This window comes from Calidifontibacillus erzurumensis, assembly GCF_013303125.1.
GTDB classification, from domain to species: Bacteria; Bacillota; Bacilli; order Bacillales; family Bacillaceae_J; genus Calidifontibacillus; species Calidifontibacillus erzurumensis.
The window spans coordinates 15,907-40,825 of the sequence record NZ_JABTTE010000028.1 but is presented as its reverse complement, the minus strand read 5'-3'; the positions used below and the strand labels follow the sequence as shown (position 1 = coordinate 40,825).

General features: G+C 33.6%; 25 protein-coding genes. 16 read left to right on the top strand and 9 right to left on the bottom strand.

Annotated elements, in window-relative coordinates; translation table 11 throughout:
* Positions 1–145: 145 nt before the first annotated feature.
* The 3 genes from HR057_RS15330 to HR057_RS15320 all read left to right on the top strand — a co-directional run bounded on the left by HR057_RS15330 (position 146) and on the right by HR057_RS15320 (position 3,957).
* Positions 146–1,138: an MBL fold metallo-hydrolase gene (locus tag HR057_RS15330; protein ID WP_173732315.1), complete on the top strand. Its 993-nt coding sequence runs from the start codon at positions 146–148 to the stop codon at positions 1,136–1,138.
* 440 nt (positions 1,139–1,578) lie between these two features.
* Positions 1,579–3,060: a nicotinate phosphoribosyltransferase gene (locus tag HR057_RS15325; protein WP_173732314.1), complete on the top strand. Its 1,482-nt coding sequence runs from the start codon at positions 1,579–1,581 to the stop codon at positions 3,058–3,060.
* Between the two features lie 141 nt (positions 3,061–3,201).
* On the top strand, positions 3,202–3,957 hold the full coding sequence (locus HR057_RS15320; RefSeq protein WP_173732313.1) for an exodeoxyribonuclease III: 756 nt from the start codon (positions 3,202–3,204) through the stop codon (positions 3,955–3,957).
* Positions 3,958–4,163: 206 nt separating this feature from the next.
* Here the strand turns inward: HR057_RS15320 and HR057_RS15315 are convergent, their stop codons facing one another.
* Positions 4,164–6,212: a molybdopterin-containing oxidoreductase family protein gene (locus tag HR057_RS15315; RefSeq protein ID WP_173732319.1), complete on the bottom strand. Its 2,049-nt coding sequence runs from the start codon at positions 6,210–6,212 to the stop codon at positions 4,164–4,166.
* Positions 6,213–6,490: 278 nt separating this feature from the next.
* Here HR057_RS15315 and HR057_RS15310 point away from each other — a divergent pair, with 278 nt between their 5' ends.
* From HR057_RS15310 to HR057_RS15285, 6 genes are all read left to right on the top strand, one after another.
* Entirely contained in the window at positions 6,491–7,453 is a 963-nt protein-coding gene (locus HR057_RS15310) for an aldolase catalytic domain-containing protein (RefSeq protein WP_173732312.1), read from the top strand.
* 248 nt (positions 7,454–7,701) lie between these two features.
* Positions 7,702–8,337, top strand: coding sequence for a bifunctional 4-hydroxy-2-oxoglutarate aldolase/2-dehydro-3-deoxy-phosphogluconate aldolase (locus HR057_RS15305; RefSeq protein WP_173732311.1), 636 nt, complete (start codon positions 7,702–7,704; stop codon positions 8,335–8,337).
* A gap of 97 nt (positions 8,338–8,434) precedes the next feature.
* On the top strand, positions 8,435–8,761 hold the full coding sequence (locus tag HR057_RS15300; protein WP_173732318.1) for a YnfA family protein: 327 nt from the start codon (positions 8,435–8,437) through the stop codon (positions 8,759–8,761).
* Positions 8,762–8,783: 22 nt separating this feature from the next.
* On the top strand, positions 8,784–9,716 hold the full coding sequence (locus HR057_RS15295) for a D-2-hydroxyacid dehydrogenase (protein WP_173732310.1): 933 nt from the start codon (positions 8,784–8,786) through the stop codon (positions 9,714–9,716).
* A gap of 72 nt (positions 9,717–9,788) precedes the next feature.
* Positions 9,789–10,475 (top strand): DNA/RNA nuclease SfsA, encoded by a 687-nt coding sequence (sfsA, locus tag HR057_RS15290; RefSeq protein WP_173732309.1) that lies wholly within the window; start codon positions 9,789–9,791, stop codon positions 10,473–10,475.
* Positions 10,476–10,590: 115 nt separating this feature from the next.
* Positions 10,591–11,133 (top strand): YobA family protein, encoded by a 543-nt coding sequence (locus HR057_RS15285; RefSeq protein ID WP_230474484.1) that lies wholly within the window; start codon positions 10,591–10,593, stop codon positions 11,131–11,133.
* A gap of 112 nt (positions 11,134–11,245) precedes the next feature.
* Here HR057_RS15285 and HR057_RS15280 read toward each other — a convergent pair whose 3' ends face one another.
* From HR057_RS15280 to HR057_RS15250, 7 genes are all read right to left on the bottom strand, one after another.
* On the bottom strand, positions 11,246–11,911 hold the full coding sequence (locus HR057_RS15280) for a permease prefix domain 1-containing protein (protein ID WP_230474482.1): 666 nt from the start codon (positions 11,909–11,911) through the stop codon (positions 11,246–11,248).
* Positions 11,901–12,251 carry a PadR family transcriptional regulator gene (locus HR057_RS15275; protein WP_173732307.1) on the bottom strand — a complete coding sequence of 117 codons (351 nt, stop codon included), beginning with the start codon at positions 12,249–12,251 and terminating at the stop codon, positions 11,901–11,903. The genes HR057_RS15280 and HR057_RS15275 overlap by 11 nt, the downstream gene beginning before the upstream one ends.
* 447 nt (positions 12,252–12,698) lie before the next feature.
* Positions 12,699–13,874, bottom strand: a complete 1,176-nt coding sequence (locus tag HR057_RS15270) for an HlyD family secretion protein (protein ID WP_173732306.1) — start codon at positions 13,872–13,874, stop codon at positions 12,699–12,701.
* Between the two features lie 16 nt (positions 13,875–13,890).
* A complete protein-coding gene (locus tag HR057_RS15265) occupies positions 13,891–14,568 on the bottom strand; it encodes a TetR/AcrR family transcriptional regulator (protein ID WP_173732305.1) in 678 nt (225 codons plus the stop codon).
* 18 nt (positions 14,569–14,586) lie between these two features.
* Complete coding sequence (locus tag HR057_RS15260) at positions 14,587–15,603, bottom strand: ABC transporter permease (RefSeq protein WP_173732304.1); 1,017 nt, start codon at positions 15,601–15,603, stop codon at positions 14,587–14,589.
* Positions 15,600–16,352 carry an ABC transporter ATP-binding protein gene (locus HR057_RS15255; protein WP_329955897.1) on the bottom strand — a complete coding sequence of 251 codons (753 nt, stop codon included), beginning with the start codon at positions 16,350–16,352 and terminating at the stop codon, positions 15,600–15,602. The genes HR057_RS15260 and HR057_RS15255 overlap by 4 nt, the downstream gene beginning before the upstream one ends.
* Before the next feature lie 187 nt (positions 16,353–16,539).
* Complete coding sequence (locus tag HR057_RS15250) at positions 16,540–17,136, bottom strand: hemerythrin domain-containing protein (RefSeq protein ID WP_173732303.1); 597 nt, start codon at positions 17,134–17,136, stop codon at positions 16,540–16,542.
* A 175-nt stretch (positions 17,137–17,311) separates the two neighbouring features.
* On the opposite strand from HR057_RS15250, the gene HR057_RS15245 reads away from it, so the two are divergent.
* The 4 genes from HR057_RS15245 to HR057_RS15230 all read left to right on the top strand — a co-directional run bounded on the left by HR057_RS15245 (position 17,312) and on the right by HR057_RS15230 (position 21,166).
* Entirely contained in the window at positions 17,312–17,974 is a 663-nt protein-coding gene (locus HR057_RS15245; RefSeq protein WP_230474485.1) for an NAD(P)-binding domain-containing protein, read from the top strand.
* A 377-nt stretch (positions 17,975–18,351) separates the two neighbouring features.
* Positions 18,352–19,050, top strand: coding sequence for a Dph6-related ATP pyrophosphatase (locus tag HR057_RS15240; RefSeq protein ID WP_173732301.1), 699 nt, complete (start codon positions 18,352–18,354; stop codon positions 19,048–19,050).
* Between the two features lie 121 nt (positions 19,051–19,171).
* Positions 19,172–19,468, top strand: coding sequence for a hypothetical protein (locus HR057_RS15235; RefSeq protein ID WP_173732300.1), 297 nt, complete (start codon positions 19,172–19,174; stop codon positions 19,466–19,468).
* 309 nt (positions 19,469–19,777) lie between these two features.
* Positions 19,778–21,166 carry a hypothetical protein gene (locus HR057_RS15230; RefSeq protein WP_173732299.1) on the top strand — a complete coding sequence of 463 codons (1,389 nt, stop codon included), beginning with the start codon at positions 19,778–19,780 and terminating at the stop codon, positions 21,164–21,166.
* Between the two features lie 69 nt (positions 21,167–21,235).
* On the opposite strand, the gene HR057_RS15225 is transcribed toward HR057_RS15230, so the two are convergent.
* Positions 21,236–21,556 carry a hypothetical protein gene (locus HR057_RS15225; RefSeq protein WP_173732298.1) on the bottom strand — a complete coding sequence of 107 codons (321 nt, stop codon included), beginning with the start codon at positions 21,554–21,556 and terminating at the stop codon, positions 21,236–21,238.
* A gap of 425 nt (positions 21,557–21,981) precedes the next feature.
* On the opposite strand from HR057_RS15225, the gene HR057_RS15220 reads away from it, so the two are divergent.
* Genes HR057_RS15220 through HR057_RS15210 form a run of 3 tightly spaced genes read left to right on the top strand, consistent with a single transcriptional unit; the run spans position 21,982 to position 24,677 of the window.
* On the top strand, positions 21,982–22,317 hold the full coding sequence (locus tag HR057_RS15220) for a 2Fe-2S iron-sulfur cluster-binding protein (RefSeq protein ID WP_173732297.1): 336 nt from the start codon (positions 21,982–21,984) through the stop codon (positions 22,315–22,317).
* A gap of 55 nt (positions 22,318–22,372) precedes the next feature.
* Complete coding sequence (locus tag HR057_RS15215; protein ID WP_173732296.1) at positions 22,373–23,164, top strand: creatininase family protein; 792 nt, start codon at positions 22,373–22,375, stop codon at positions 23,162–23,164.
* Positions 23,165–23,219: 55 nt separating this feature from the next.
* Positions 23,220–24,677 (top strand): hypothetical protein, encoded by a 1,458-nt coding sequence (locus HR057_RS15210; protein ID WP_173732295.1) that lies wholly within the window; start codon positions 23,220–23,222, stop codon positions 24,675–24,677.
* Positions 24,678–24,919: the final 242 nt, after the last annotated feature.

Below are 24,919 nucleotides of genomic sequence, written 5' to 3'. Positions count from 1 at the left end.
TTATTTTTAATTTTTCTTAGCTGAAAATTTCAAATTAATTGACTTTGTAGACTATGTTTGTTAAAAAATATTTATATATAATAGAAGAAATATAAAATAAGTGATCCGTAAAGCTTTTATAATAAGAAAATAGGAGATTGAAAAAATGCAGACATTAATAGACGAAGTATATCAAAACATATTCAGGGTTTCCTTACGTATTCCTGTACCTTTAAAGGCAATCAATGTGTACTTGTTTAAAGGGAACGATGGTTGGACCATTGTTGATTGTGGTTTTCATGATTCAGAAAGTGAAAATGCTTGGATTCAAGTTTTTCACAAACTGAGCATCCGCTCAGAAAACATCAAACAAATTGTGGTTACCCATTATCATCCTGATCATTATGGAGGTGCGGGATGGCTTCAAGATCAGACGGGAGCACCTGTACTTTTATTGGATAAAGAAAAAAAATATCTTGATCGTACATGGCATGATCAAACGTTTCCAGAAGAAATCCAGAAATTTTTTATGGAATATGGAATGCCGGAAAAGATTGCTTCAGACGTAAAAGATGAGCATATAAGCAGATATGAGGCTGTTTCACCGCATCCAAAAGAAATAAAATTACTTTCAGCCGGTGAACATATCCAATTAGGGGATTTCGTGTTTGAAACGATATGGTCTCCAGGGCATACAGAAGGATTAATGACTTTATGGTGTGAAAAGGAAGGGATTTTTATCGCAAACGACCTTGTTCTGCCAAAAATAACGCCAAATATTTCTTTAAATGTTAACTCTGTTGCCAATCCTTTAAATGACTTTTTAACATCTTTAAGAAAAATTAGGGATTTGCCAGCTAAACTTACTTTGCCTGGGCACCGCCAAATTATTGACAATCTTCGTGAAAGAGTCGATGAAATCATTCATCATCATGGAGAACGTTTGGAAAATGTGAAACGTATTATGAAAAGCAAACAAACCAGCACTGATCAAGGGGTTTCGGCGTGGGAAATTTCTAAGGAATTGTTTGGTCCTTTAACAGAACCAGTTCAACATCGTTTCGCATTTGCGGAAACATTGTCTCACTTGGAATATCTTGTTCATGAAGGGCAAATTAAAAAAGAAATTGTTAAAGGGCATTATTATTACTACTTATAACAATGCATTTTCATATTCTTCTTAAAAGGATGTTGAATGTAATAATATAAATAGGCTTTAGTTAGTCAATCCTTTTGTATTTTATACAAAAGGATTTTTTTAAAACCAAAAACAGCATATCCATAAATAATTAAATCCAAAAGGACTATTTTAATTCTTGCTCAAGAAATGTTGTCTTAAAATAATAACAATATTTATTTAATGCGGTGATATATGAATTAAATTCACCGCTATCTTTTATTTAATAGAATATTTTATTTTTATTTTTTCTTATAATTCTTTATAATCAAATTAATAAAGAACTGTCTTTTCCTATTTTTAGACAATTTTTTAAAAAAACTTCATCTGATTTCAAATTTGATTTTTTCATTGAAGAAGTCTATTCGTAAAAAACTCGGAAAGATGTGGAAGCGCATTTTGGAAAATTGGAGGTAATAAAGATGAGAAAATATGAAGATGACAGCTTAGTTTTACATACCGATTTATACCAAATTAATATGGCTGAAACATATTGGAAAGATAATATACATAATCGCAAAGCTGTCTTTGAAATTTTTTTTCGTAAAATGCCATTTGGCAATGGCTATGCTATTTTTGCCGGGTTGGAACGAATGGTTGAATTTATAAAAAATTTTGGGTTCACAAAAAGCGACTTGGATTATTTAAAAAATGAGTTAGGATATGGGGAAGACTTCATTGAATATTTAGCCAATATGCGCTTTACAGGAAATATCCGGGCTATGAAAGAAGGAGAAATTGTTTTTGCGAATGAACCAATCGTTCGGGTAGAAGCACCGCTTGCCGAAGCACAGTTGCTCGAAACTCCTCTTTTAAATATTATTAACTATCAAACTCTAATCGCAACAAAAGCTTCAAGAATTAAACAAGTGATTGGCGATGATCAAACAGCGCTTGAATTCGGCACCCGTCGTGCACAGGAAATGGATGCAGCCCTTTGGGGAACGCGGGCAGCTTTTATTGGGGGTTTTGATGCAACGAGCAATGTCCGTGCAGGTAAACTATTTGGAATTCCTGTATCGGGTACTCATGCCCATGCATTTGTTCAAGCCTATATCGATGAATATACTGCATTTTATAAATATGCAGCAACACATAGAGATTGTGTTTTTCTCGTTGATACATACGATACTTTAAAATCAGGCGTACCAAATGCAATAAAAGTTGCCAAAGAATTTGGTGATCAAATCAATTTTATCGGCATTCGTTTAGATAGCGGTGATATGGCTTATCTTTCCAAAGAAGCACGAAAAATGTTGGATGAGGCAGGTTTTCATCATACGAAGATTATCGCATCAGGTGATTTGGATGAATATACGATTTTGCATTTAAAACAACAAGGGGCAAAAATTGATGTTTGGGGTGTGGGTACGAAATTAATAACAGCTTATGACCAACCTGCTTTAGGAGCAGTATATAAAATGGTGGCAATTGAAGATGAGTATGGAAATTGGATGGATACGATTAAAATTTCCTCCAATCCTGAAAAAGTAACAACACCTGGTTTAAAAAAGGTTTATCGCATTATCAATGTAAAAAATCAAAAATCAGAAGGTGATTATATTGCCTTGGAACATGAAAGGCCGCAAGAAGAGAAAAGGTTAAAAATGTTTCATCCAGTCCATACATTTATTAGTAAATATGTAACAAATTTTGAAGCAAAGGATTTGCATGAAAATATTTTCGTTAACGGAGAGTTTGTTTATAAATTACCTAGTGTTCAGGACATACAGAAATATGTGAAAGAAAATTTGGCAGTTTTTTGGGATGAGTACAAGCGCTCTTTAAATCCAGAAAACTATCCAGTCGATTTAAGTCAAGCCTGTTGGGACAATAAAATGAGAAATATTGAAAAGGTTAAAAATAAAGTTGCAGAATTGCTTGACCATGAAGAAAATAGTTGATGCTTTATAGCATCAGCTGTTATTTTAGTTTACATAAAATTATTATTATTTACTTAAAGAATCTTTTTATTGCAAGTACTCCATAAATATAGGAAAATTTGAAAGTATGATTAATGTAAGAAAAAGGAGTTACTATTTTTTATGAAAATTGTATCATGGAATGTAAATGGTCTTCGGGCTTGTATTAAGAAAGGGTTTTTTAATTATTTTAACGAAATTGATGCGGATATATTTTGTATTCAAGAAACAAAATTACAAGCCGGTCAAATCGAGATTGAGCTTGAAAACTATGATCAATATTGGAATTATGCTGCAAAAAAAGGTTATTCTGGAACAGCAGTTTTTACAAAGCGGAAACCACTTTCTGTTATGTATGGATTAGGAGATCTTTTTGAAGATGAAGAGGGCAGAGTAATTACGCTCGAGTTTGATACGTTTTATTTAGTAAATTGTTATACTCCTAATTCGCAAAGAGACTTGGCAAGATTAGGCTTCCGTTTGGAATGGGAAGATTATATGCGAATTTATTTGCAGGAATTAGACAGAAAAAAGCCAGTTATATTGTGTGGAGATTTAAACGTTGCCCACCAAGAAATCGATCTGAAAAACTATAAAACAAATAAAGGAAACTCGGGATTTACCGATGAAGAACGTGAAAAAATGACAATATTGTTAGAATCAGGATTTATTGATACATTCCGCTTCCTATATCCTGATAAAATTGATTCATACACATGGTGGTCTTATATGAATAAGGTCCGTGAAAGAAATATAGGCTGGAGAATCGATTATTTTATTATTTCGCAAAGATTGGCCAAGCTGTTAATAGATTCAGAAATTCATTCTCATGTTCTCGGTAGTGATCATTGTCCTGTAGCATTAAAAATGAATTTGTGACCTATTTGTTTAATAGACTGTAGGGTGTGTATTTCAAATGTAGAAATATTTTTGTTTCTTAATTATTTTTTAAGAAAACAAATACTTAAAAGAGAGAAGGGCATCATTTGCGATTTTCTGATGTTGCCCTTCTCCATTTTTGTATTATTTCTAGCCATATTGGTATTTTGAAGAAGATCTCTACTAGTTTATATTACAATAAAGCATTATTTGACTTTTTCCACATTTACCCGTCCAGAAAAAAATGTTGCTCCGCCGCCCATATCCGATAAGCGATCGGGAGTCAGTGCATTCAAATGCTGTTTTGTTCCTGGTCGACCATCACTCCATAATCCTTGGGAAACGACTACACCAGGAAGTACATCTTTCCCTACAGAAGCTTTTAAGATGCATTCTCCACGGTCATTCCAAACCCGTACAACATCCCCATCTTCAATATTTCTTTCCTTAGCATCAGCAATATTCATGTGTAATTTAGGTTCTTTTTCCATGCTAACGTGTTTCTCATTGTTAGAAAAAGTAGAGTTTAAGAAATTATGGGTAGGTGCTGGGACGAATAAAAAAGGAAAATCACCATCATCAGCAAGTGGGATGTAAGTCGGGAGCGGTGGTAGTCCGGCTTCCATCATCTTTTTGGAATATAGTTCTATCTTCCCGCTGGGTGTTTTGAGTTTACTAGAAAGAAGTGGCTTGATATTCGCCTTTACATATTTTTTTTCTGCCAATTCCTCAAAGGTAATTCCATCAAAATAAGGGTTTTCTGGATTGTGAAGAGCTTGTTTAATTAATTCTTCATCTGTTTCTGAAAAGGCCGGATCATCAAAGCCCATTGCTTTTGCTAGTAGTCGAAAAACTTCGGTATTTGATTTTGATTCGAAGTAAGGTTCAATGACCGGCTCTTGGATTTGAATATGATTGTGCCAATATGATGTATAAAAATCCGTATTTTCATAAGATGAAGTCGCTGGCAAAACGATATCCGCATATTTAGCTGTTTCTGTCAAAAACAAATCATGAACGACAATAAATAAATCTTTACGTTCAAGCCCTTTTCGGACTTTATTCCCGTTAGGGGCAACTATGGCTGGATTGCTGTTATAAATGTAAAGTGATTTGATAGGTGGATCTAATTCCAGCAATGCTTGGCCAAGCAAATTCATGTTAATAACACGAGTATTTTTATTTTTCAATAAATCAGGCCGCTGTAATGCCCTTGAATTGTGAGACAAATAACCACTATTCGATTTGATAGCACCGCCACCTTTAATAAGCCATTGACCTGTTAAAGCCGGTAAGCAAGCAATTGCTCTTGTATTCATACCGCCGTTGTCATGATGTTGCAGACCGTTTCCGATACGAATAAATGATGGTGAGGTTGTTCCGTACAAGCGTGCAAGTTTGTATAAGTCTTCTTTACTTACACCTGTCATTTTAGAAACTGTTGCCGGGTCATATTGGATAACATGGTTTCTTAGTTCCTCATGGCCAATGGTATATTCTTGTAAAAATGCTTCATCAACCATCATTTCTGCAAATAATATGTGCATAATACCTAAAGCTAGTGCTCCATCTGATCCTGGAAAGACTGGAATAAACCAATCAGCCATTTTCCCTGTTTGGTTTTTATGAACATCAATAACAACTATTTTGGCTCCATGTTCTTTTCTAGCTTTTTGAGCAATTGTCCATTGATGCATATTCGTACTAACTGCATTAATTCCCCAAAAGATAAATAATTTCGCATGAATGGTATCTTGCGGGTCAATTCCAAAACTTCCTCCCATCGTATATTTATAGCCTGTTGAACCGGCCATTTGACAGATCGTCCGGTCTAGTTGAGATGCCCCGAGACGATGGAAAAATCGGCGGTCCATCCCTTCTGCACTCAAGTTTCCCATATTACCGTAAAAACTGTACGGAAGAATGCTTTCAGGGCCATCAATTTCAATGAGCTTTTTCCAATGGGTGGTGATAGTTTCGATCGCCTCATCCCATGAAATTCGTACGAATTTTCCTTCACCTTTTGCACCAAGTCGTTTAAGTGGATATTGTAATCGATTTTTATCATAAAGCCGGTGAGCTATGTTTCGAACTTTATTGCAGATATTACCTCTTGTCACTGGATGGTTTGGATCACCGTCAACTTTTATAATTTTCCCATCTTTTTTATGAACAAGTAGTCCGCATTGGTCTGGACAATCAAGGGAGCAAACCGATGGGAATATTCCATTTTTCTTATCAGCATATGAAGTCAAAGACAATGGTAACGCTCCTTTCTTTTTAATTTTTATTATATTTAGTATTTTTCAAAACTTGAATAGTACGTAATAGTAAAAATTATACTATAATTATCCATAACAAGTCTTATTTTTTAATTGATCAAATTTTTGGAAAACAATTGACTCTTATACGGAAAAAATGGTATAACTCTATCAAAGGAAAGAGGTTTATTGCATAAAAGCATAAAAGCGCTAAAGTGAAATTTTTCACAATACTGGGAAGGAAAACGCTCTTAAGGAGGAAGTTTAATATAATGGGAAATCAAATCAAAATTTTAGATTGTACCATCCGCGATGGTGGATTAGTGAATAATTGGGATTTCACTGTTGAATTTGTTCAAGATCTATATAATGGTTTAAGTGCCGCCGGCGTTGAATATATGGAAATTGGCTATAAAAATTCTCCTAGACTTCTAAATGCAACAGAGCCCAATCCGTGGAGATTTCTTGATGACAACTTTTTAAAAGAAATTATTCCTGTCAAAAAATCAACAAAGCTTTCAGCACTCGTAGATATTGGACGTGTTGATCCAAATGATATTTTACCTCGGGAACATAGCATTTTGGATATGATTCGTGTTGCTTGCTATATTCGTGAAGTGGATAAAGGTCTAGAACTTGTTCAAATGTTCCATGATCTAGGGTATGAAACTACACTAAACATTATGGCTTTATCAAGCGCACCTGAACATCAGCTAATAGAAGCTTTTGAAATGGTGAAAAAAAGCCCTGTTGATGTTGTTTATATCGTTGATTCTTTTGGTAGTCTAGATCCAGCAGATATTGAACATCAAGTGAAAAAATTTAAAGAGATGTTGCCGCAAAAACAATTAGGAATTCATACCCACAATAATATGCAGTTGGCCTTTGCCAATACATTAACTGCTATGCGAAATGGGGTTACTTTCCTTGATTCATCTGTATACGGGATGGGACGTGCTGCAGGAAACTGCCACACAGAACTTCTTGTGGGCTATATACCAAAAACAAGATATGAATTAAAGCCTGTTCTTGAGGTTATCGAAAAGCATATGCTTGATATGAGAAATAAATGGGAGTGGGGTTACATTATCCCTTATATGATTTCAGGTTTACTTAATGAACATCCGCGTGTTGCCATGGCTTATAGGGCAAGCGAGGACCGCGACAAATTTGTAGATTTTTACGAAAAAGTAACCTCACCAGAAAGCTCTATTGCGCCAACATCAAATAGATAAAAGTATTAATGGGGACAGTATAAAAAAGGGTTGGATAAAAAATATAAAGGCAAGTGGTGGAAAGGAAAAAATTTCACATCACTTGCCTCTCTATTTTTCTCGTTGTTTGTACTTAGGATTTTAATTTGAATCTGATACTATTTGAATTGAAAACTTGGCTATTTACAAAACATTCTTCAATTTTGCATTTGTGTTATTAAAGTTAAGTGTTGAAAAGTAATCAGGGAAGGATTGGAAGGGAGATTGTCATGAATGTTTATGATTTCGTAAAAGAAAACAAAATTATTGCAATTATCCGAGGAATCGATAAAAAAGATATCATACCTGTTGCTGAAGCTCTCTATGATGGAGGAATCAAAATAGTTGAAGTAACAATGAATACAGATGATGCTCCTGAGATGATATCTATGCTTAATAAAAAATATGGTGACATGCTTTATATAGGTGCTGGTACGGTTCTTGATATCGAAATGGCTAGTCAAGCGTTAGATGCTGGGGCTAAGTATTTTATCACTCCAAATGTTGATGAAGATGTAATTTCTTTTTCATTGAACCAAAATATCGGTATCATTCCAGGTGTAATGACTCCAACGGAAGTAGTGAACGCATATAAAGCTGGTGCAAAAATGGTAAAAGTTTTTCCAACTAGTATTCTTGGAAGCAACTATATTAAAGAGTTGCAAGGGCCGCTATCACATATTCCGATGATTGCAGTTGGAGGAGTAAGACCGGAAAATATTTCTGATTTTATAAATGCTGGAGCGGTAGGAGTAGGTGTTGGCAATAGTTTAATAGATAAAGTCGCCATAAAGGAAGGAAATTTTCGTAAAATTACTGAGAAAGCAAAAATATTATTGGAAAAGCTAAAAGATGTACATAAATAAAGTAAAGTATGGACAAGACCTACTCACTCTTTTGTATAGTATAGTAAAAAGATATACATCTATTACTCTACAATAATTTTTTCAGGAAGTGATCTTTATTCTAAAGGCTAGTATTTTATTTGTTTTGGCTGGAATCGCTGAAATTGGTGGAGGCTATTTGATTTGGCTATGGTTGCGGGAAGGAAAAACTGTTTATTTAGGAATAATAGGTGGAATTGTTCTAGCTATTTACGGGGTAGTTGCCACATTCCAATCATTTCCTTCTTTTGGCAGGGTTTACGCTGCTTATGGTGGTGTTTTTATTGCACTTTCTGTATTATGGGGTTGGTGGATAGATCGTAAAACTCCTGATATATATGATTGGATTGGAACATCTATATGCTTAATTGGAGTATTTGTTATGCTGTTTGCACCACGTCATTAAACCTGATAGCGGGGGAATTTATGTGAAAATAACTAATATTTTAGTTGCTGGGCATTATGAAGATGTTTTTAGAAAACATTTTTCGTCAACAAATTTGTATAAGTTACGTTTTATACCTGTTGATGAAATAACTGATGAAGACTTTGACTGGGCTGATGCCTACGTAGGTTTTATGCCTACACCTCAATTTCAACTTTCAAAGCTTAAATGGGTTCATTCATTCAATGCAGGTGTAAATAATTTTTTAGAAATTGATGGTTGGATTGAAAATGGTGTTTTATTGACAAGGACTATTTGTTCATTTGGGCAAAGGATTAGTGAGTACTGTTTAAGTTATGTATTAAAAGAACTGCAACATCAAAAATTTTTTGAGGAAAAACAAAGAGAAAAGAAATGGGTTCGAAAACCACCTATAATGATAAAAGAACAAACGATCGTTATTTTTGGTACAGGTGAAATCGGACAAGAAGTTGCCCGAACTTTTACACAATTTGGAGCAACCGTTTACGGTGTATCTCGAAGTGGAGAGCAGAAGGAATATTTTCAATCGGTAACAACGATTTTTGATGCCAGCAAGGTTTTGTCAAAGGCGGATTGGGTAATTAGCACGTTGCCATTCACAAAAGAAACAGACAATCTTTTTAATAAAGAATTATTTAACCATTTTAATCACGCAGCTTTTATTAATGTTGGTAGAGGAAAAACTGTTGATGAAATTGCTCTAATCGATGCATTAAATAAAGGAAAGATCCGACATGCGGTATTGGACGTTGTGGCGGTTGAACCTTTGCCATCAGATTCCCCTTTATGGGAAAGGAAGGATGTCACGATCACCCCACATATATCTGCAATTACAGATTTAGATGAAGCCGTAACATGTTTCATTGAAACCCTTCATCAAATTGAACAAGATATTGTACCGCCAAATAAGGTGGATGTAAAAAAAGGATATTAACGAACGTTCACTAAGTGTTTGTTTTTTTAGAAATATATTTACATAGAAATCCGATTTATTGGAAGTGGAGTTATGAAATATGGAAAAATAGTTCCTGGAAAATTGATTAGACGTGTAAACAGATTTATGGCTGAAGTTTTCGTAAATGGAACGAAAGAAATAGTACACATAAAAAATACTGGACGCCTGCAAGAACTGCTTCAACCAGGTGTTGAAATATTATTGGAATATAAATCAAACCCAAGCAGAAAAACGCAATTTTCATTAATTTCAGTTATTAAAAATGATCGTTGGGTTAATATTGACTCTCAAGCTCCAAATACTGTCGTTTATGAGGCTCTCCAGGATGGAAAAATGCTTGAGTTCGGTTACGTAAATGAAGTAAAAAGGGAAGTCAAATATGGGAATTCAAGGTTTGATCTTTCTTTTAAAAAAGACGACCAACAATGTTTTATTGAAGTAAAAGGGGTAACGCTTGAACAAAATGGAGTAGCAATGTTCCCAGATGCCCCGACAAAAAGGGGGACAAAACATGTTTTAGAATTAGTAAATGCTGTTCAAAATGGTTTTGACGGTGTGATTCTTTTTGTTGTTCAAATGGAGGGCTGTATGTTTTTTACACCTCACAAAGAAATGGATTGGGAGTTTGCTGATGCTCTAAAATTTGCAACAAGTAATGGAGTTAAAATTCTTGCTTATGATTCTATTGTTAATGAAGATGAACTGATTCTTAAAGGGCCGATTCCTGTTCAGTTATAAAAATAGAAATCCCTTCATTACTGAATTTTCTAATTATTTCATCGCATGTAACTTTTTGTTATTCATTTCGTCTAAATTTTTGACCAGCAGTGATATATAGAAATGAGGCGAGATGATGAAACAATACATGCTTATCATTGCTTTTATTATTTTATTATCGCTTATAGGTTGCGGTACGAAAAAAGACCATTTATCATTGGGTTCCTCTAGTGATTTTAACGATAAACCTGGAATAGAGGGATATGTTGTTGCTAAAGAAAAGGGAAGAATTCTTGTTGTTGATCCAGTTCCTCAAGATTTTAGCAAAACAGGCGGTGTTTCCGAATTTTACAATGCCATATGGTTTTCTAATGTTTTAAGTGATATAAAAGTTGGAGAAAAAGTGCAAGTATGGTTTGATGAAGTTGCAGAGTCTTATCCAGGGCAATCTAAAGCGAAAAAAATTAAAGTGCTCAAAAATAATACACTTTCAGGTACAGACTTAACAGAAGCTGAGGCCATCCAAAAGGCATTGGATCAAGTTCACAAAAAATCTACAAGTGTTGAAGTGAAAGCTGTAAAAAAAGTAAGTTATGATCCATCTACAGATTTATGGCGTATTCAAATTAAACAAGGGGAAGAAACTTTCAATATTGAAGTAAGTGACGTTATCGATTAAGGAGTTTTCTTTCCTTTTTTAAAAATCATTGGGGAATTAGATAATATTAAATGAACAAAAGATCAACGTAACGCAGTTGATAAAAGAACAGCGGAACAAAAAACTTGTTCCGCTAAATAGCATCTTTATAACGGTTTCTACCTGTAAGTATCAAGTATAAAAATAATCCAACCCCAGCCATAAAGAATACCATTAAAGAACTAATCGCCATAAACATTTCATTTGTAGTCACAAATGTTATGATGGCTGTGAAAATTGCAAATAATATAAGCCCAATGGATAGGGAATAAAGAAAAGCGCGTGTTTTATTCATTGCATATTTTTTACGGGTTTCTCTTGTTAAAATACTATACGTCATTAATACGCCTCCGGCTACAATGAATATTCCAGTTCCAACCACAGATTCATTCGGTAAATTCATGAAATAAGTTATTAATACTGTAAATATACCAAATAATGTTATTAATGCACCGGCAACTATTCCTAATGTTGAAATTCGCGCTTGCATTTTTGAGTATACAGTTTGTTTTGCGGAATCTTGACCAATTTTGCGCATATCTTCAATTAGACCACTTAAATCACCCATTGAAATTATTGCTTCTTTGAAAGCTTGTTCCTCATCCATTCCTCGTTCTTTATAGTCAGAAATTTTTTCTTTCAAATTAATGAATAGTTCCTCTTTTAAATCAAACAGCTGCTGGCTAGGGCTAACATCTGAAAACAAACGTTCAATATATGTGTTAATCCTTTTGTCAAGAGGACTTATCTTATTTGCCATCATTAATTCCTCCTTTAATCAATTGATCTAAAATCTCTTTTGCAAATTCCCAATCTTTTTTATTTTGTTCATATCGTTCCATGCCTGCTTCGGTAATCCGATAATATTTGCGCCGTCCGCCTTGCGTTTCATCACCCCAAAATGAGATGATATATCCTTCTTTTTCTAATCTCCGAAAGGCTGTATATAACGTTGCCTCTTTTAATTCATACTTATTATTACTTAATTCAATAATTTTTTTGTAAATTTCGTAACCGTAACTTTCACCTTGGCGCAGTATATTAAGTAAAATTGTGTCGGTATGGCCACGAATTAAATCAGTTGAAATTGAGGTATTCAAATATCCTCACCTCCTTAAATACATTATAATTCATATTACTATGTCTGTCAAAGTAATTTGTATGAAATAAATAAATTAAATTGTAGTTATAAAAATTGAACTAAATTTGTAGGTTGAAAGAGAAGGGGGGTTAATCTTATAAAATTGATGTTATTATCAGTTATTTGATGACCCTCAATAAAATTTTGTGATGCACAAAAAAATCCCACTTCAATGAAGAGAGTGGGAGGGCCATTCAAATGATGTGCATTATTAAATTTATTATTAGGTTCAAAAACAAAAAAAAGTCTATAAAGGAATCATCTAAAATAGAAACATTTCATTTCTGAGAAAGAAATAATCGGATTTTCTATTAAACAAAGTTTTATGGAACAATTAATCTAATTTTGTATTTTTCTATTCAGGTGTTATTAGTTAGAACCTTAATAAATAGTTTTATACTTTCTATTAATCTTTTAAAGGAATTTTTATTTCAGCTTTCATACCGGATTTTAATCTTCCGTTAAAATCATCGATCGCAACTTTTATTTTAGTTGTGATACAGTTTCCGTCAGATGTCGATTGTTTATCCTTTGGTACATATTCATGTTTTAATGCGATGTAACTAACTTTTCCAGTTTGTTCACCTAATGAGGTAGTGACTATTAATGCTTGATTATAATAAATTTTATCTAGATATTCATTTGGAATATAGGCGAGTACATATATATCATCTTCAATGGCGATATCAGCGATATTGCTTCCTACATTTACGACATCACCGAGTTCAAAGTTTTTGCTTATGAGAATTCCACTAGCAAGAGCTGTGATTTTTGTATTATTTAAATTATTTTTAGCTTGATTTAATTGAGCAATCGATTGGTCCAAATCAGCTTGAGCTGCTTGAATCGATTGTTCTGTTGCACCGCTTAAGAGTAAGTCTAATTGTGCTTTCGCTGCATCATAATTGGCTCTTGCTGCATTAATTTCTTGCTCTGTTGGACCGTTCTCAAGGTGAATTAACTGTTGTTTGGCATTTTCCAATTGGTATTTAAATGTTGTTAGTTGTTTCTCTGCAGTTTCTAAATTATATTTCGCATTGTCCATATCAAGCTTTGGCAATGCTCCTTCTTCATATAGTTTTAACGACCGATCATATGATTCTTTTAGATGATCATACGTAACTTGAGCACTTTTCAATGCTTCTTCTGCAATAGCAACGTTATTCTTAGCTTGATTGATTTGTTCCTTTCTACTTCCAGAAATTAATAAGTCCAATTGTGCTTTTGCCGCACGAACTTGAGCCTTTGCTTGATCAATTTGCTGTTTTCGGGTTCCGGCTTTTAACTCTTCAAGTTTTGCTTTTTTCATATTTACAACAGCTTGCAGCCGATCTACTTCAAATCTTTGATTGGCACCATCGATCACAGCAATTACATCACCTTTTTTTACTGGTTCCCCTTGTTCTTTATTCATTTCAATGATCTTACCGCTAACCGTGCTTGTTGCTGAAATAATATTATTTTGAATATCTCCTTCTAATATTAAATAATCTTTATCTTTTGAGAGAAAATTGCTTACAGGTGTAGAACAACCGGTTGTAAAAATAATAACAAGCCCTATTAACAACAATAAATTTTTCATACGATCACCTCTAATATTATGAAAATTCACTTGTCGGTGAAGCAGGTTTACATAAACCATTCATAATGTAACGGACTAGATTTTCAGTTTCTTTTTCAATATTCCAATCTAAATCTAGTTGGGCGATATAACAAGTAAACATATAACCAAAGATTGTCGTAAAGATGAAATTTACAATCGTTTTACTAGGCAAATCTTTAATCTGTCCTTGATCTTTAAAATAATCGATAATTTTTACAAGCTTTTCTTTGGCAGGTTTAAAGAGCGATTCGGTCATTTTTAGCCGCAAATCAGGGTGAAAAGGAAGCTCTTGAAATATGATTTTAATTAAGACCATATTGGATGATGCAAAATCTTTCCGATTGGAAATGACTGCCCTTAAAAATTTTTCAAAGCTAACATTTGGTTGTTCAAGAATGTTATCCAATTGTGTAAAAAATGTTTTAGATATTTGCAATTCAACAATGCAGTCGGGGATTGCTAATAAAAGATCTTTTTTCGTTTTGTAATGGCGAAAAATTGTCCCTTCTGCAACACCTGCTCTTTTAGCAATTTCACTAGTTGAAGTAGCTGCAAATCCTTTTTCAGAAAAAAGTTCAATCGCAGCGCAAATAATATTGAGCTGTTTTTCAGTCATAACAAGTTTCGAATTATTGGAATCGAGTAACTCTTGAAGCAATTCTTTTATTGACAATGATTTCAAGTCCTTTCTTTAAATTTTTCGATATTTCTTCAGAGTAAGGATGTTTGCGATCGTAAAGAATAAACAAAGACCAATAAGAATATAGACATCAAACGCGATAGCTTCCCATCCTTGTCCACGAATCATCACGTTTTTTAGAGCATCAGCCACATAGTATAATGGCATAAAAGGTCCGATTGCCTGTAGCCAAGGGTGCATTGTACTTAAATCAAATAATCCAGAAAAAAATGCTTGAGGAATAATTATAATTGGAATAAATTGAATCATTTGCATTTCATTATTGGCAAAAGCAGAAATGAAAGTTCCAATGGTCAGTGCAACCATGGCTGTTAATGTTGTAATGAACAAAACCAACGGGAATGAGCCAACCATCATTACATCCAGTACTTCAATAGAAAACCAAGCAATTAATGTTGATTGAATGATCGTAAATACACCAAAACCGAGTATATAGCCGAGAACAAGTTCCCATCTGCGCAATGGAGTTGCCAAAAGCCTATCTAAAGTACCAGATGTCCTTTCGCTTAAAAAGGAAACGCCAGATATTAAAAAAACGAAAAAGAAAACATAAAATCCGATCAAAATCGGACCGATATTATCAAAAGTTGTCATGTCTTCATAGCCGTATACATAAGTGATTTCAGGTTCATTATTGTTAATTTGCTGCTCTGTTATTGATTGTATAAGCTTTAAAACGGCTTTATTTTTGTTTGCATCACTACCTTCCAACTGAATATGGGGAATGCCGTTTTTGAAATTTATGATGGCATCAACTTCAGATCGATAGAGGGCATCTTGCATATTATTTTCACTGTATCTAACGACATGTGCATCTTCATCTTCTAATTTATTTACAAACTGAATAGGAGCATTCACAATTCCTATTTTCGGGTGATATTCATTGCCATTAAAGAGTAATGCCATTAAGGTCATGACAAAAATGGGTGCAACTATCATAAGCGCCATCGTACGTTTATCATGACGAAGCTGAAGCAATATTCTGAACATGATGGAGAACACTCTCATTGACTAGCACCTCCATAGTACAAAAAGGCCTCTTCAATGGAGGAAGTAGACGAACGCACTTTTAAATCTTCTGGAGAACCGACTGCGATTAATTTCCCTTCACGAATCATACCGAGCATGTCACATTTTTCTAGTTCATCCATGACATGGGTTGTGACAATAATCGTTGTGCCACTCTCACAAATTCTACGCAGTTCTTCCCAAATGGATTTACGTAGAATAGGATCTATTCCAACAGTTGGTTCATCAAGAATTAATATTGGAGGTTCGTGAACGAGGGCAATAGCGAGCGAAAGCCGTCGTTTCATACCACCGGAAAAATGTTTAACTTGCGTTTTGGAGAAATCTGTTAAATTTACAAGTCCTAACACGTTGTTAATTCTTTGTTTTTTCTTTTCTCTTGGTAAGTTGTACATGGATGCAAAAAAATTCAAATTTTCAATAGCCGTAAGCTCTCCATATAAAGCGTCGGCCTGAGCCATGTAACCGATTTTATTCATTATCGAAAGCTTGGGCATTTTTTCATCTAATACATAAACATCACCGTCAGTTGGCTCGTCGATTCCAGCGATGATTTTCACTAGCGTTGTTTTTCCAGATCCTGATGGTCCAAGAATCCCGATAATTTTTGAAGAAGGAATGTCTAGAGTTATATCATACAACACCTGTTTCTTTCCAAAAATCTTATTAACATGTTCAATGCGGATACACGGAGATGTATTTGTTGGAATGGTAAATTCGTTTTGCACAGGATTTCTCCTTTCAGTAATAAATTAAGAAAGTGAGTAATCACTCATTTTTATTAAATAATTATATCCAAAAGCTGTCAAGAAGAGAATTAAAGGGAAGATTAACAATAAAGGGGAGTGGGAAGAGGGATGAAAAAAACGAATGTCATTTTAAACATGAAAACATTCGTTTTGAAAATATAAAATGCTATGATGAAATGGTATGAAAAAGTCTTTCAAGTTCTTGTTTTTCTTCAATGGATAGAATTTTTTCCGCTAAAGGAAATAATACTTTTTCTTCTTTTGCGAAGTGCTGGGTTAATGTGGCATGGGCTCTGAAAGCGTGTAATGCGATCCATTGTACATCATTTTCATCAATGGATGAGCCACATGTTTCAGCTTCAGATAGAAAATCTTGTAAATGTTCTTCAGCTTTTTTATGTTCAAATTCCATCGTTTCAAGAATTTGATCAGTTTCTCCAAGGTGAGGAGCCATCAGAGGGAACAAACCTTCTTCTTCCAGTTTAGAATGGGCCTTTAACTTATATGCAAAAAGTGAAATTTGTTCATGTAATTTTGTAAATAGCTCCACTAAAACAGTACCGGATTCCAGTTCAATTTCTTCTGTAATTTCATAAAAAAGATCCATATCTTTGCGGAGCACCACATGTTCTTCCATTAATCGCTGGAGTGGTCTACAAAAATGAATGTTTGATGACTCCATTAATATTTCCTCTCTTTCTTTATTAATATATTGATTAACAATATCGATTTGGTCTTCTTTCATATATTCTAATATAATCATACGTTAATAAGATCATTATTATTGTGACGGTTATCACATTTCTAAATATGAATAGTTGATTAAAGTTCCGATTAAGTTTTATTATTTGCATTTATAGTTGTGACAAATTAGACTTTGATTTACGAATATTATGAAAATAAATCTTTTAACATGAATTAGGAGTGTTGTTGTGATTATGAAAAGTATAGCTTTAGTTGGTATAGGTAGGTTAGGAAAAGCTCTAGTCAAACAATGGGATAATGTAAACCAAAAAATAGGAATATACCATCCTTCTAATGAAAAGGTTAATTTATTTATAACTAATTTTTCAAATGGTATACCAGTTTCAGCTGATAAGTTACCTAAAATGGAAACAATTATTTTAGCTTTACCAGCAGAAAAGGTAAAAGAGTTCCTCAAACTACATCATTATACAAATAGTACTTATGTAAATATGGCAACTTCTGTACAAACAACTGTACTTCAAAAGGAATTCCCTAATTTGCAAATTGTTAGTATGAAATTTGTTGGACATGCTCAAGACCTTTATTTGAATGGAAATGGATACTTCATTACCGAACAAGGAGTACCTGATAATATTATTAGTCTATTTTCTAAGATTGGGGAGGTTAGAAAGGGAAACCCTGATGTTGTCTACGAAATTAATAAGCTGGCAACCTATTATGGAATCAAAGCTGCGGTTGAATTAGAAAAAGAGCTAAAAAGTAAAAATTTTGATCCAGTGGTAATCGAACGTGCACTTATTTCCATTGCTCCTGAAGTTATGAAAGCTTACCTAAAAGGAGATTTGGGTCATTTTGCACGATCTGTTGCAGAGCAGATGCAAAAACAAGAATAAAGAAATAATAATTGTTTCTTGGAATAATTGAAGGATATTTTAATACCTGGATTTTACATATTTTTGTAGAATAAAAGAATTGGAAGTTTATAAAGAAGTGGGAAATTAGGATAAAGCTTTATTACATTATTTAAAAGTGATTAATTTTTCCTATTTAAAAATAAGACAGCCCAATATATTTATTGGCCATGGTACAATGAAAAAAGTGCACATGGTGAATTATATTAATTGCGGAATAGGACATTTGTTTTTAAAAGTGTGTCATTCAATAATAATTATTGAACATGATATATTACTGTTTTATAAGTAAAATATAAAGATTTGCATAATACCTTGAATAAATGATAAAGAGAAAGACGGAAGGGGACTAGGATAAAATGACACAATTAACCGGGTGGAAAAATGGTGCTGACGGATGTAAATTTATTGCCTCTTTTAGTGGAGGAAAGGATAGTATTTTAGCGCTCTATAAAGCTATGAAAGTTGGAGAAGCAGTGGGTCTAATTGCTATGTTGGAGGAAGAGGGAAGTCGTTCAAGATCTCATGGAATGCCGTTAGATGTTATCCATGCACAGGCTAAATCGATCGGTTTACCTTTATATACTGGTGCTGCCAGTTGGACAGATTATGAAAAAGTTTTCACTGGACTTTTAAAGGATGCTAAAAACTTAGGAGCCGAGGCTTTAGTAACTGGTGATTTGGATACTCCTGTTCAGGACTGTTGGCATGAGAAGGTTACGAAGAATGTGGGATTAAAGCTCGGGATGCCTCTATGGAACATGAATCATCGTGAAGTTGTTGAGGAGTTCATCAATCTTGGATTTGTTGCGGTAATAGTTACTGTAAATTTATCACTGGGAATGAGAGAAGATGACCTTGGTAAAGTGCTAACCCATAAATATATAGAAGAGCTTGAAGCACGAGGTATTGACCCTTGCGGAGAAGGTGGAGAGTTTCATACTACAGTAATCGATGGGCCAATATTTCACAGTCCAATTCCAATTCGAAAATGTGAAATCATTAAAGAAGGTGAATATGCATTTTTACCTTTAGAATTAGGTTATAAAATAAATTAGTGGAAATATCAAAATATATTTAGAGGAACCTAAAGCTTTTTAATATATGAAAAATTAGGATGATGCACTTTAATTCGTGCGGTAAGTCTTAATGTGTCTAGGTTAAACAAAAGAAGATAGGGTGTTTTATGAAATTGTTTTTTGTTTTCAATTGAACAGAGAAATAGCAGGTAATTGGGAGAGAGCTGGTCCGAAAGCAGAAAACTTTAAGATGCAAAATCAAGAATTTTGTTCGATCAAGGTTGAAGCGTCATATGGGGCAATAGGTGATGAACACCTTTCAGAGCAGCCCTTTCGCTTTTTCCCTGCTGTTTTTAATTATAACCAATGGAAAAAGTCTTATTTAATAAATAAGGCTTTTTTAATTTTTAAAAATTTTTTTAGAGCTAATATTTCTGCTTTTTTACCAAATAAATAGTTCAGCATTTCGCTTCCTCCTCAAAAATTTAATTCTATAACTTTATTATAATTCAAAAAATGCCAAAGTCAATCAAATTGTATACCAAAAACCTCAAAAAGTAAGATTTTTATATGAATTTTTAAAAATTTAACACTATATTGTATACCATATATGATTTTGTTAGAGAATTATTTAAAGTGGCTTATTTTTTCAGTAAATATCAAATTTAAGAATATAGAAAAGAATAGATAATAAAATATTGTATACCAAATTATACACTTTAGGTTATAATTATTATCAATATAGTCAATAAAAGTGGTGGTGCGAATGATCAAGTACTTATTTTTAATAACGTTATCCCTTTATGTTTTTACTGAAGTTTTTCCGAATTTTCAATTACCTTATGTATTACCTGTCCTTTGTTTAATAATTGTTTTATCGACTATATTGTATGTAAAGACTTTTGTAAAAATTTTAGGAAGCTTCTTTTTATTAATCGGAGTATTGTTGTTGTATACAAGTGGGGCTAGCTTGGAAAGTTATTTATTATCCTTCGGACCTATGTTAAATCTTTTAACTTTATTTTCTATTATTCCGATATTAGCGATTCCAATTCAAATAGGAAATTACTCATCTGGTATACAAGAATTGGTCAATCGTAAAGTTAAAAATACTGGGCATCTTTACATGTTAACTTCTGGAATTTCGTATTTCTTAAGTATTTTTATGAATCTCGCGACGTTGCCAATGACTTATCATTCGATGAAGCCAGCTTTACAAGTATTTTCATTGAAAAACGCTGGAAGATTTATGAGTAGGGCGATTACACGCGGCTTTGCAATGCCATTAATCTGGGCACCGGTAACACCGATCTTAGGTATAGTAATTGAAATGACCGGTGTAAGCTGGAGTGGGATGCTTCCATATTTATTACCATTAAGTATTGCTGGATTATTGTTAGATTGGTTGTTGGCAAAAAAAGCAGCATCTAATTCAGGAAGTGCAAAGCTAAAGAGTTTCCAGTCTACAAATGAAATTGCAGCAACTGCAGAGGAGAGTGAAAAAATCAAAAGTCCAAAAAGAATTATACAAATTTTAATAGCTATATTTATATTTAATATTTGCATTGCAATAGTTGATCGTATTTTTCATTTTAATTTCATAATTCTAGTTGCTTTATTAGTTATGCCTTTTGCGTTTTGTTGGTCGTTGATGTTAAAGAAAGGAAAAGAATTTTTAGCTGGATTAAAACACCATGTAAATTCTTATATGTATAAAATGAGCGATCAATTTTTTATATTTTTATCTGCTGGTTTTTTTATTTCTGCAATGCAGTTTTCTGGAGTAGATCATCGTTTAAATGAAATTTTTGTAAAATTTCAAGGAATAATCGGTATTGAATTGTTTTTATTAGTCATCCCGGTGATCCCTTTAATATTAGCATTTACCGGGTTGCATCCTGCAGTAGCATTAGCACTTTTAGCGGAAACTTTGGATCCAGCTCACTTGGGAATTTCTCCACAAATTTTAACAGTATCCATGTTAAGTGGAGCAGTTTCTGCCTTTTTAATGGGTCCGTATAATGCAACAATTGGTTTAATGTCTGGGATCATCAACGAAAATCCTTTTAAAATTTCGAATTGGAATGCTGTTTTTACTATTCTTTATTTGTTATTGGTAATGGGCTACCTGATGATTCTTAATATTTTTATTTAAAGTTAAAAGACCTTGCTGAAAACGGCAAGGTCTTTTTAAGTGGAATTCCTTAAAACTTTTCCTTTTTTATTATATTCTTACGAGTTTTGTATATTTTGAATCTTCACTATTTCCTGAAGCTTTTACAATCTCATTCAACTCATTTTTTGCAGCTTCAATTGTATCGAAAGTTTCAAAGAACTTTAGCCTGATATCATTGATATATTCTTTTCCTTCATAATTTTCATAAAGGCGAATTTTCGTATTTTCATCAACTACTTCAGCAATGGTATATTGAGCTTTAATTTCATCAAAGAAGTGAAAACTATATGTTTCAATAGGTTTTATTTTGTTAGGATCAACCTTCGTTTGAAATGTTTGTTTATTAGTTAAAATAATATATTTCCCCATCTTAACTCCTCCTTTTTCTTTTTAAGAAATCATTCATTGAAAAAATAAAGGGACTTGCGCTTCTATAAATTTTTCATAAAAATTACTTTGACATTAGGAAGTTTTGTATCAAACACCACCTTTAATATGGGTATTTGGTATACCAAGATGTTTACATTTTATAAAAAATTTTATTAGATTTCAAGTTTTTAGTTGAAATCTTTCGAAAATTTTGTATAATCAAATCATAGCTTTACAAACTTTATATATTTTTTAATGTCAAAATAGTGTAAAACGGATTTGTCGAGGTAAAATTGTGGGGAACAGTCAGTTAGTAAGAAATTCAAGTCTATCACATACATTTTTCCCTGCAAAAATATCCCGCTGAGTTTAGTTAAAGAAAAATATAAAACGCTTTCATGTTTAATCTGAAGGAGGAATAAAGTATGCCAAAAGTCATTTTGCATGTTGATGGAGAAAAAATTGAAAAAGAAGTAAAAGAAAATGCGAATTTAGTTGTATTAGCAGGAACAAAACAGTTTCCAAAGCTAAAATACGGTTGTGGGATGGGAAAGTGTCTAAAATGTGTGTGTGAAGTACTTTCTGGGTGGGAACAATTAGGACCGCCTAACTGGAAAGAAGAAAAAATGTTAGGAGAATCTGTTAATGAAAGAATACGGCTTACTTGCCAGTTAACCATTAAGGAAGATATAGAGATCAGTCAAGAAAACATTTTAGCCAAAATTAAGAAGGAGAAAAATGCTGTTAAACTCACGAAATAGCTTTCTTGTTTTTATTTAAGGTATACAATATTCCATTTATGCAGGGGGGACACTAATGAAAAGGTATTTACTAACAGAAATGACATGGGAGGAGGTGAGAGATGCATTACGCACGGTAGAGTTAGCTATTATTCCGATTGGTGCTCATGAGCAGCATGGGCCGCATATAGTTGAAAGTTGTGACGCTGTTTTAGCAACAGAAATGGCCAAAAAACTGGGAGAGAGACTTTTTCCAAAGGTGTTAATCACACCAACGGTTAATATGGGTGTTTCGAGTCATCATTTGAATTATCCTGGAACGATCACCCTACGTCCAAAAACATTGATTTCAATACTAGAAGATATGGTTGCTTCATTAAAACTTCATGGTATACAAAAGTTTTTATTTTTGAATTCTCATGGAGGAAATCAATCTACGTTAGATGTTGCTGCTTCATCAATATCAATGGAACAGAATGTTGACATTTATTATGCAAAAACAACGTCATCTGCAAAAAATGCGATATCAAAAAATATCAAATCAACATTATTTGGTCATAGCTGTGAAAGAGAAGTATCAGAAGCTTATTATCTCGCTCCCCAATTAATCCGTCATGAAAAAATAACAAAGGGGGAGATCAACGAAGAAGGAAGATGGAAAAAATTGCGTCCTGGTCAAGCTATACAAGGATTTTACCGTTATGAGGAGATGACAAAAAACGGCTGTATCGGGGATGCAACGAAAGCAAGTTATGAAATAGGTAAAGAGATTGTTGAAGAAGCTTTAGAGAATTTAGAGAGGGCCATAGAGGAATTGTTATCTTTGGACGTACAAAAATGTAAATCTTTAGAAATGTATCGAGTTTGATACAAAGCAAAGTGTTTGTAAAAAATGGAATATAAATGAAAGGAGTGCGTATTGTTTGGAATTAACTGCTGCTCATTGGTTGTATGCTGCAATTACGATTATTGTAATTGTGACGATGTTATTTAGGCGTGGTGTCGTGTTACCAGCATTAATCGGCACATTTTTAATTGGTTGGATTTATAAAGATTCATTTATTGGTGGCTTTCAAGCTGTATTCAATGCCAATTTAGTTGCTGCCAAAGAACTGTTTACGATATTTCTAATTATCACACTAATGGTAGCTCTATTAAATTCTTTAAGAGCGTTAGGTGCTGATGAAAAAATTATTTCTCCTATTCAAAAAGTTATTAAAAATGCCTATATTGGGATCGCAGTTATTTTTGGAACAACATATTTAGTTTCTTTATTTTTCTGGCCGACTCCTGCAGTACCTTTAATCTGTGCGTTGTTAGTACCAGTTGCAATTCGTGCAGGATTGCCTGCCATGTCGGCAGCAATGGTAGTAGCTTTAGCAGGTCAAGGGATGGCTTTATCTTCTGATTACATTATTCAAGTTGCTCCTATGCTCACCGCAAAAGCAGCAGGAATAGAAACAACTGCGATTGCTGATAAAGCGATGATTTTATCATTAATTACAGGTGGAATAGCTTTATTAATAACCTACATCATGATTCGGCGAACAATTCGCACACCTAATAGTGAATTGGCGGAAATGGAACTTTCTATTCTTCAAGGAAAACAAAATGCTGAAGTTGAGGCATCTGCAGCAACTGAGAACCAGTTAAATGATGCGACGAGAAGAGAATTATGGGCAAAATTGTTCGCTGTGTTTGTTCCACTTTCATTGTTAACAGTAATGGTTTTCATGTTCTATACAAAATTTAATCCTGAAACATCAGGGATATTTAATGGCGGAGATGGAGCTGCCTTCATTGGTGGTGTAGCATCGATTTTATTGATCTTGTCAACAGTAGCATTTAGAAGAATCCACGCTTTAGACAAAGTTAGCGATCATTTAACTGAAGGATTTGTTTTCGCGTTTAAAGCGATGGGTCCAGTTATTCCGATTGCGGGTTTCTTTTTCCTTGGAAGTGCTGATTTTACTGGACAAATTCTATCATTAGGGGAGGACGTTGCGAAACCAGCATTTTTATTTGACTTGGTTGCGAGTGCGCAAAACGCAATTCCACAAAATCCATTTTTAACAGGATTTGGTATACTTCTTGTTGGAATAATTACTGGATTAGACGGTTCAGGATTTTCAGGTTTACCGTTAGTCGGTGCGTTATCAGGTGCATTAGCTTCAGGTGTGGGAATGGATGCTGGAACCTTAGCAGCCATCGGTCAAATGGGTTCTATTTGGACTGGCGGAGGTACGATCATTGCGTGGTCATCCTTAGTTGCTGTTGCGGGTTTCTGTGGTGTTCCAGTATTAGAATTAGCGAGGAAATTATTTATTCCGGTTATGGCCGGATTAGTGATATCGACGCTTTTTGCCCTTTTTATGTGGTGAAAAAATAGATTTACACTATCTAGATATTTTAATATTAAATAAATTTAAAAAATTTTAAAAAATGGGTTTACAAAAGCTTTTAAATTTTGTACTATTAAATCAGATGGTATACCAAGTAATAAACAAAGACGATAAATGTTAATAACCATTAGTAAAAAATCGTTTAAAATCAGCTCCTATTCTAAAAAATAGGGCGATTCTTTTTAAATCTTATGGTATACAAAATACAAAATATTGAAAGG

What these genes read in the sequence shown, in the direction of transcription:
- HR057_RS15330 (WP_173732315.1), top strand. Translation starts at nt 146, where the DNA reads ATGCAGACATTAATAGACGAAGTATATCAAAACATATTCAGGGTTTCC.
- HR057_RS15325 (WP_173732314.1), top strand. Translation starts at nt 1,579, where the DNA reads ATGAGAAAATATGAAGATGACAGCTTAGTTTTACATACCGATTTATAC.
- HR057_RS15320 (WP_173732313.1), top strand. Translation starts at nt 3,202, where the DNA reads ATGAAAATTGTATCATGGAATGTAAATGGTCTTCGGGCTTGTATTAAG.
- HR057_RS15310 (WP_173732312.1), top strand. Translation starts at nt 6,491, where the DNA reads ATGGGAAATCAAATCAAAATTTTAGATTGTACCATCCGCGATGGTGGA.
- HR057_RS15305 (WP_173732311.1), top strand. Translation starts at nt 7,702, where the DNA reads ATGAATGTTTATGATTTCGTAAAAGAAAACAAAATTATTGCAATTATC.
- sfsA (WP_173732309.1), top strand. Translation starts at nt 9,789, where the DNA reads ATGAAATATGGAAAAATAGTTCCTGGAAAATTGATTAGACGTGTAAAC.
- HR057_RS15285 (WP_230474484.1), top strand. Translation starts at nt 10,591, where the DNA reads ATGAAACAATACATGCTTATCATTGCTTTTATTATTTTATTATCGCTT.
- HR057_RS15280 (WP_230474482.1), bottom strand. Translation starts at nt 11,911, where the DNA reads ATGGCAAATAAGATAAGTCCTCTTGACAAAAGGATTAACACATATATT.
- HR057_RS15270 (WP_173732306.1), bottom strand. Translation starts at nt 13,874, where the DNA reads ATGAAAAATTTATTGTTGTTAATAGGGCTTGTTATTATTTTTACAACC.
- HR057_RS15260 (WP_173732304.1), bottom strand. Translation starts at nt 15,603, where the DNA reads ATGAGAGTGTTCTCCATCATGTTCAGAATATTGCTTCAGCTTCGTCAT.
- HR057_RS15250 (WP_173732303.1), bottom strand. Translation starts at nt 17,136, where the DNA reads ATGATTATATTAGAATATATGAAAGAAGACCAAATCGATATTGTTAAT.
- HR057_RS15245 (WP_230474485.1), top strand. Translation starts at nt 17,312, where the DNA reads ATGAAAAGTATAGCTTTAGTTGGTATAGGTAGGTTAGGAAAAGCTCTA.
- HR057_RS15240 (WP_173732301.1), top strand. Translation starts at nt 18,352, where the DNA reads ATGACACAATTAACCGGGTGGAAAAATGGTGCTGACGGATGTAAATTT.
- HR057_RS15230 (WP_173732299.1), top strand. Translation starts at nt 19,778, where the DNA reads ATGATCAAGTACTTATTTTTAATAACGTTATCCCTTTATGTTTTTACT.
- HR057_RS15225 (WP_173732298.1), bottom strand. Translation starts at nt 21,556, where the DNA reads ATGGGGAAATATATTATTTTAACTAATAAACAAACATTTCAAACGAAG.
- HR057_RS15220 (WP_173732297.1), top strand. Translation starts at nt 21,982, where the DNA reads ATGCCAAAAGTCATTTTGCATGTTGATGGAGAAAAAATTGAAAAAGAA.
- HR057_RS15215 (WP_173732296.1), top strand. Translation starts at nt 22,373, where the DNA reads ATGAAAAGGTATTTACTAACAGAAATGACATGGGAGGAGGTGAGAGAT.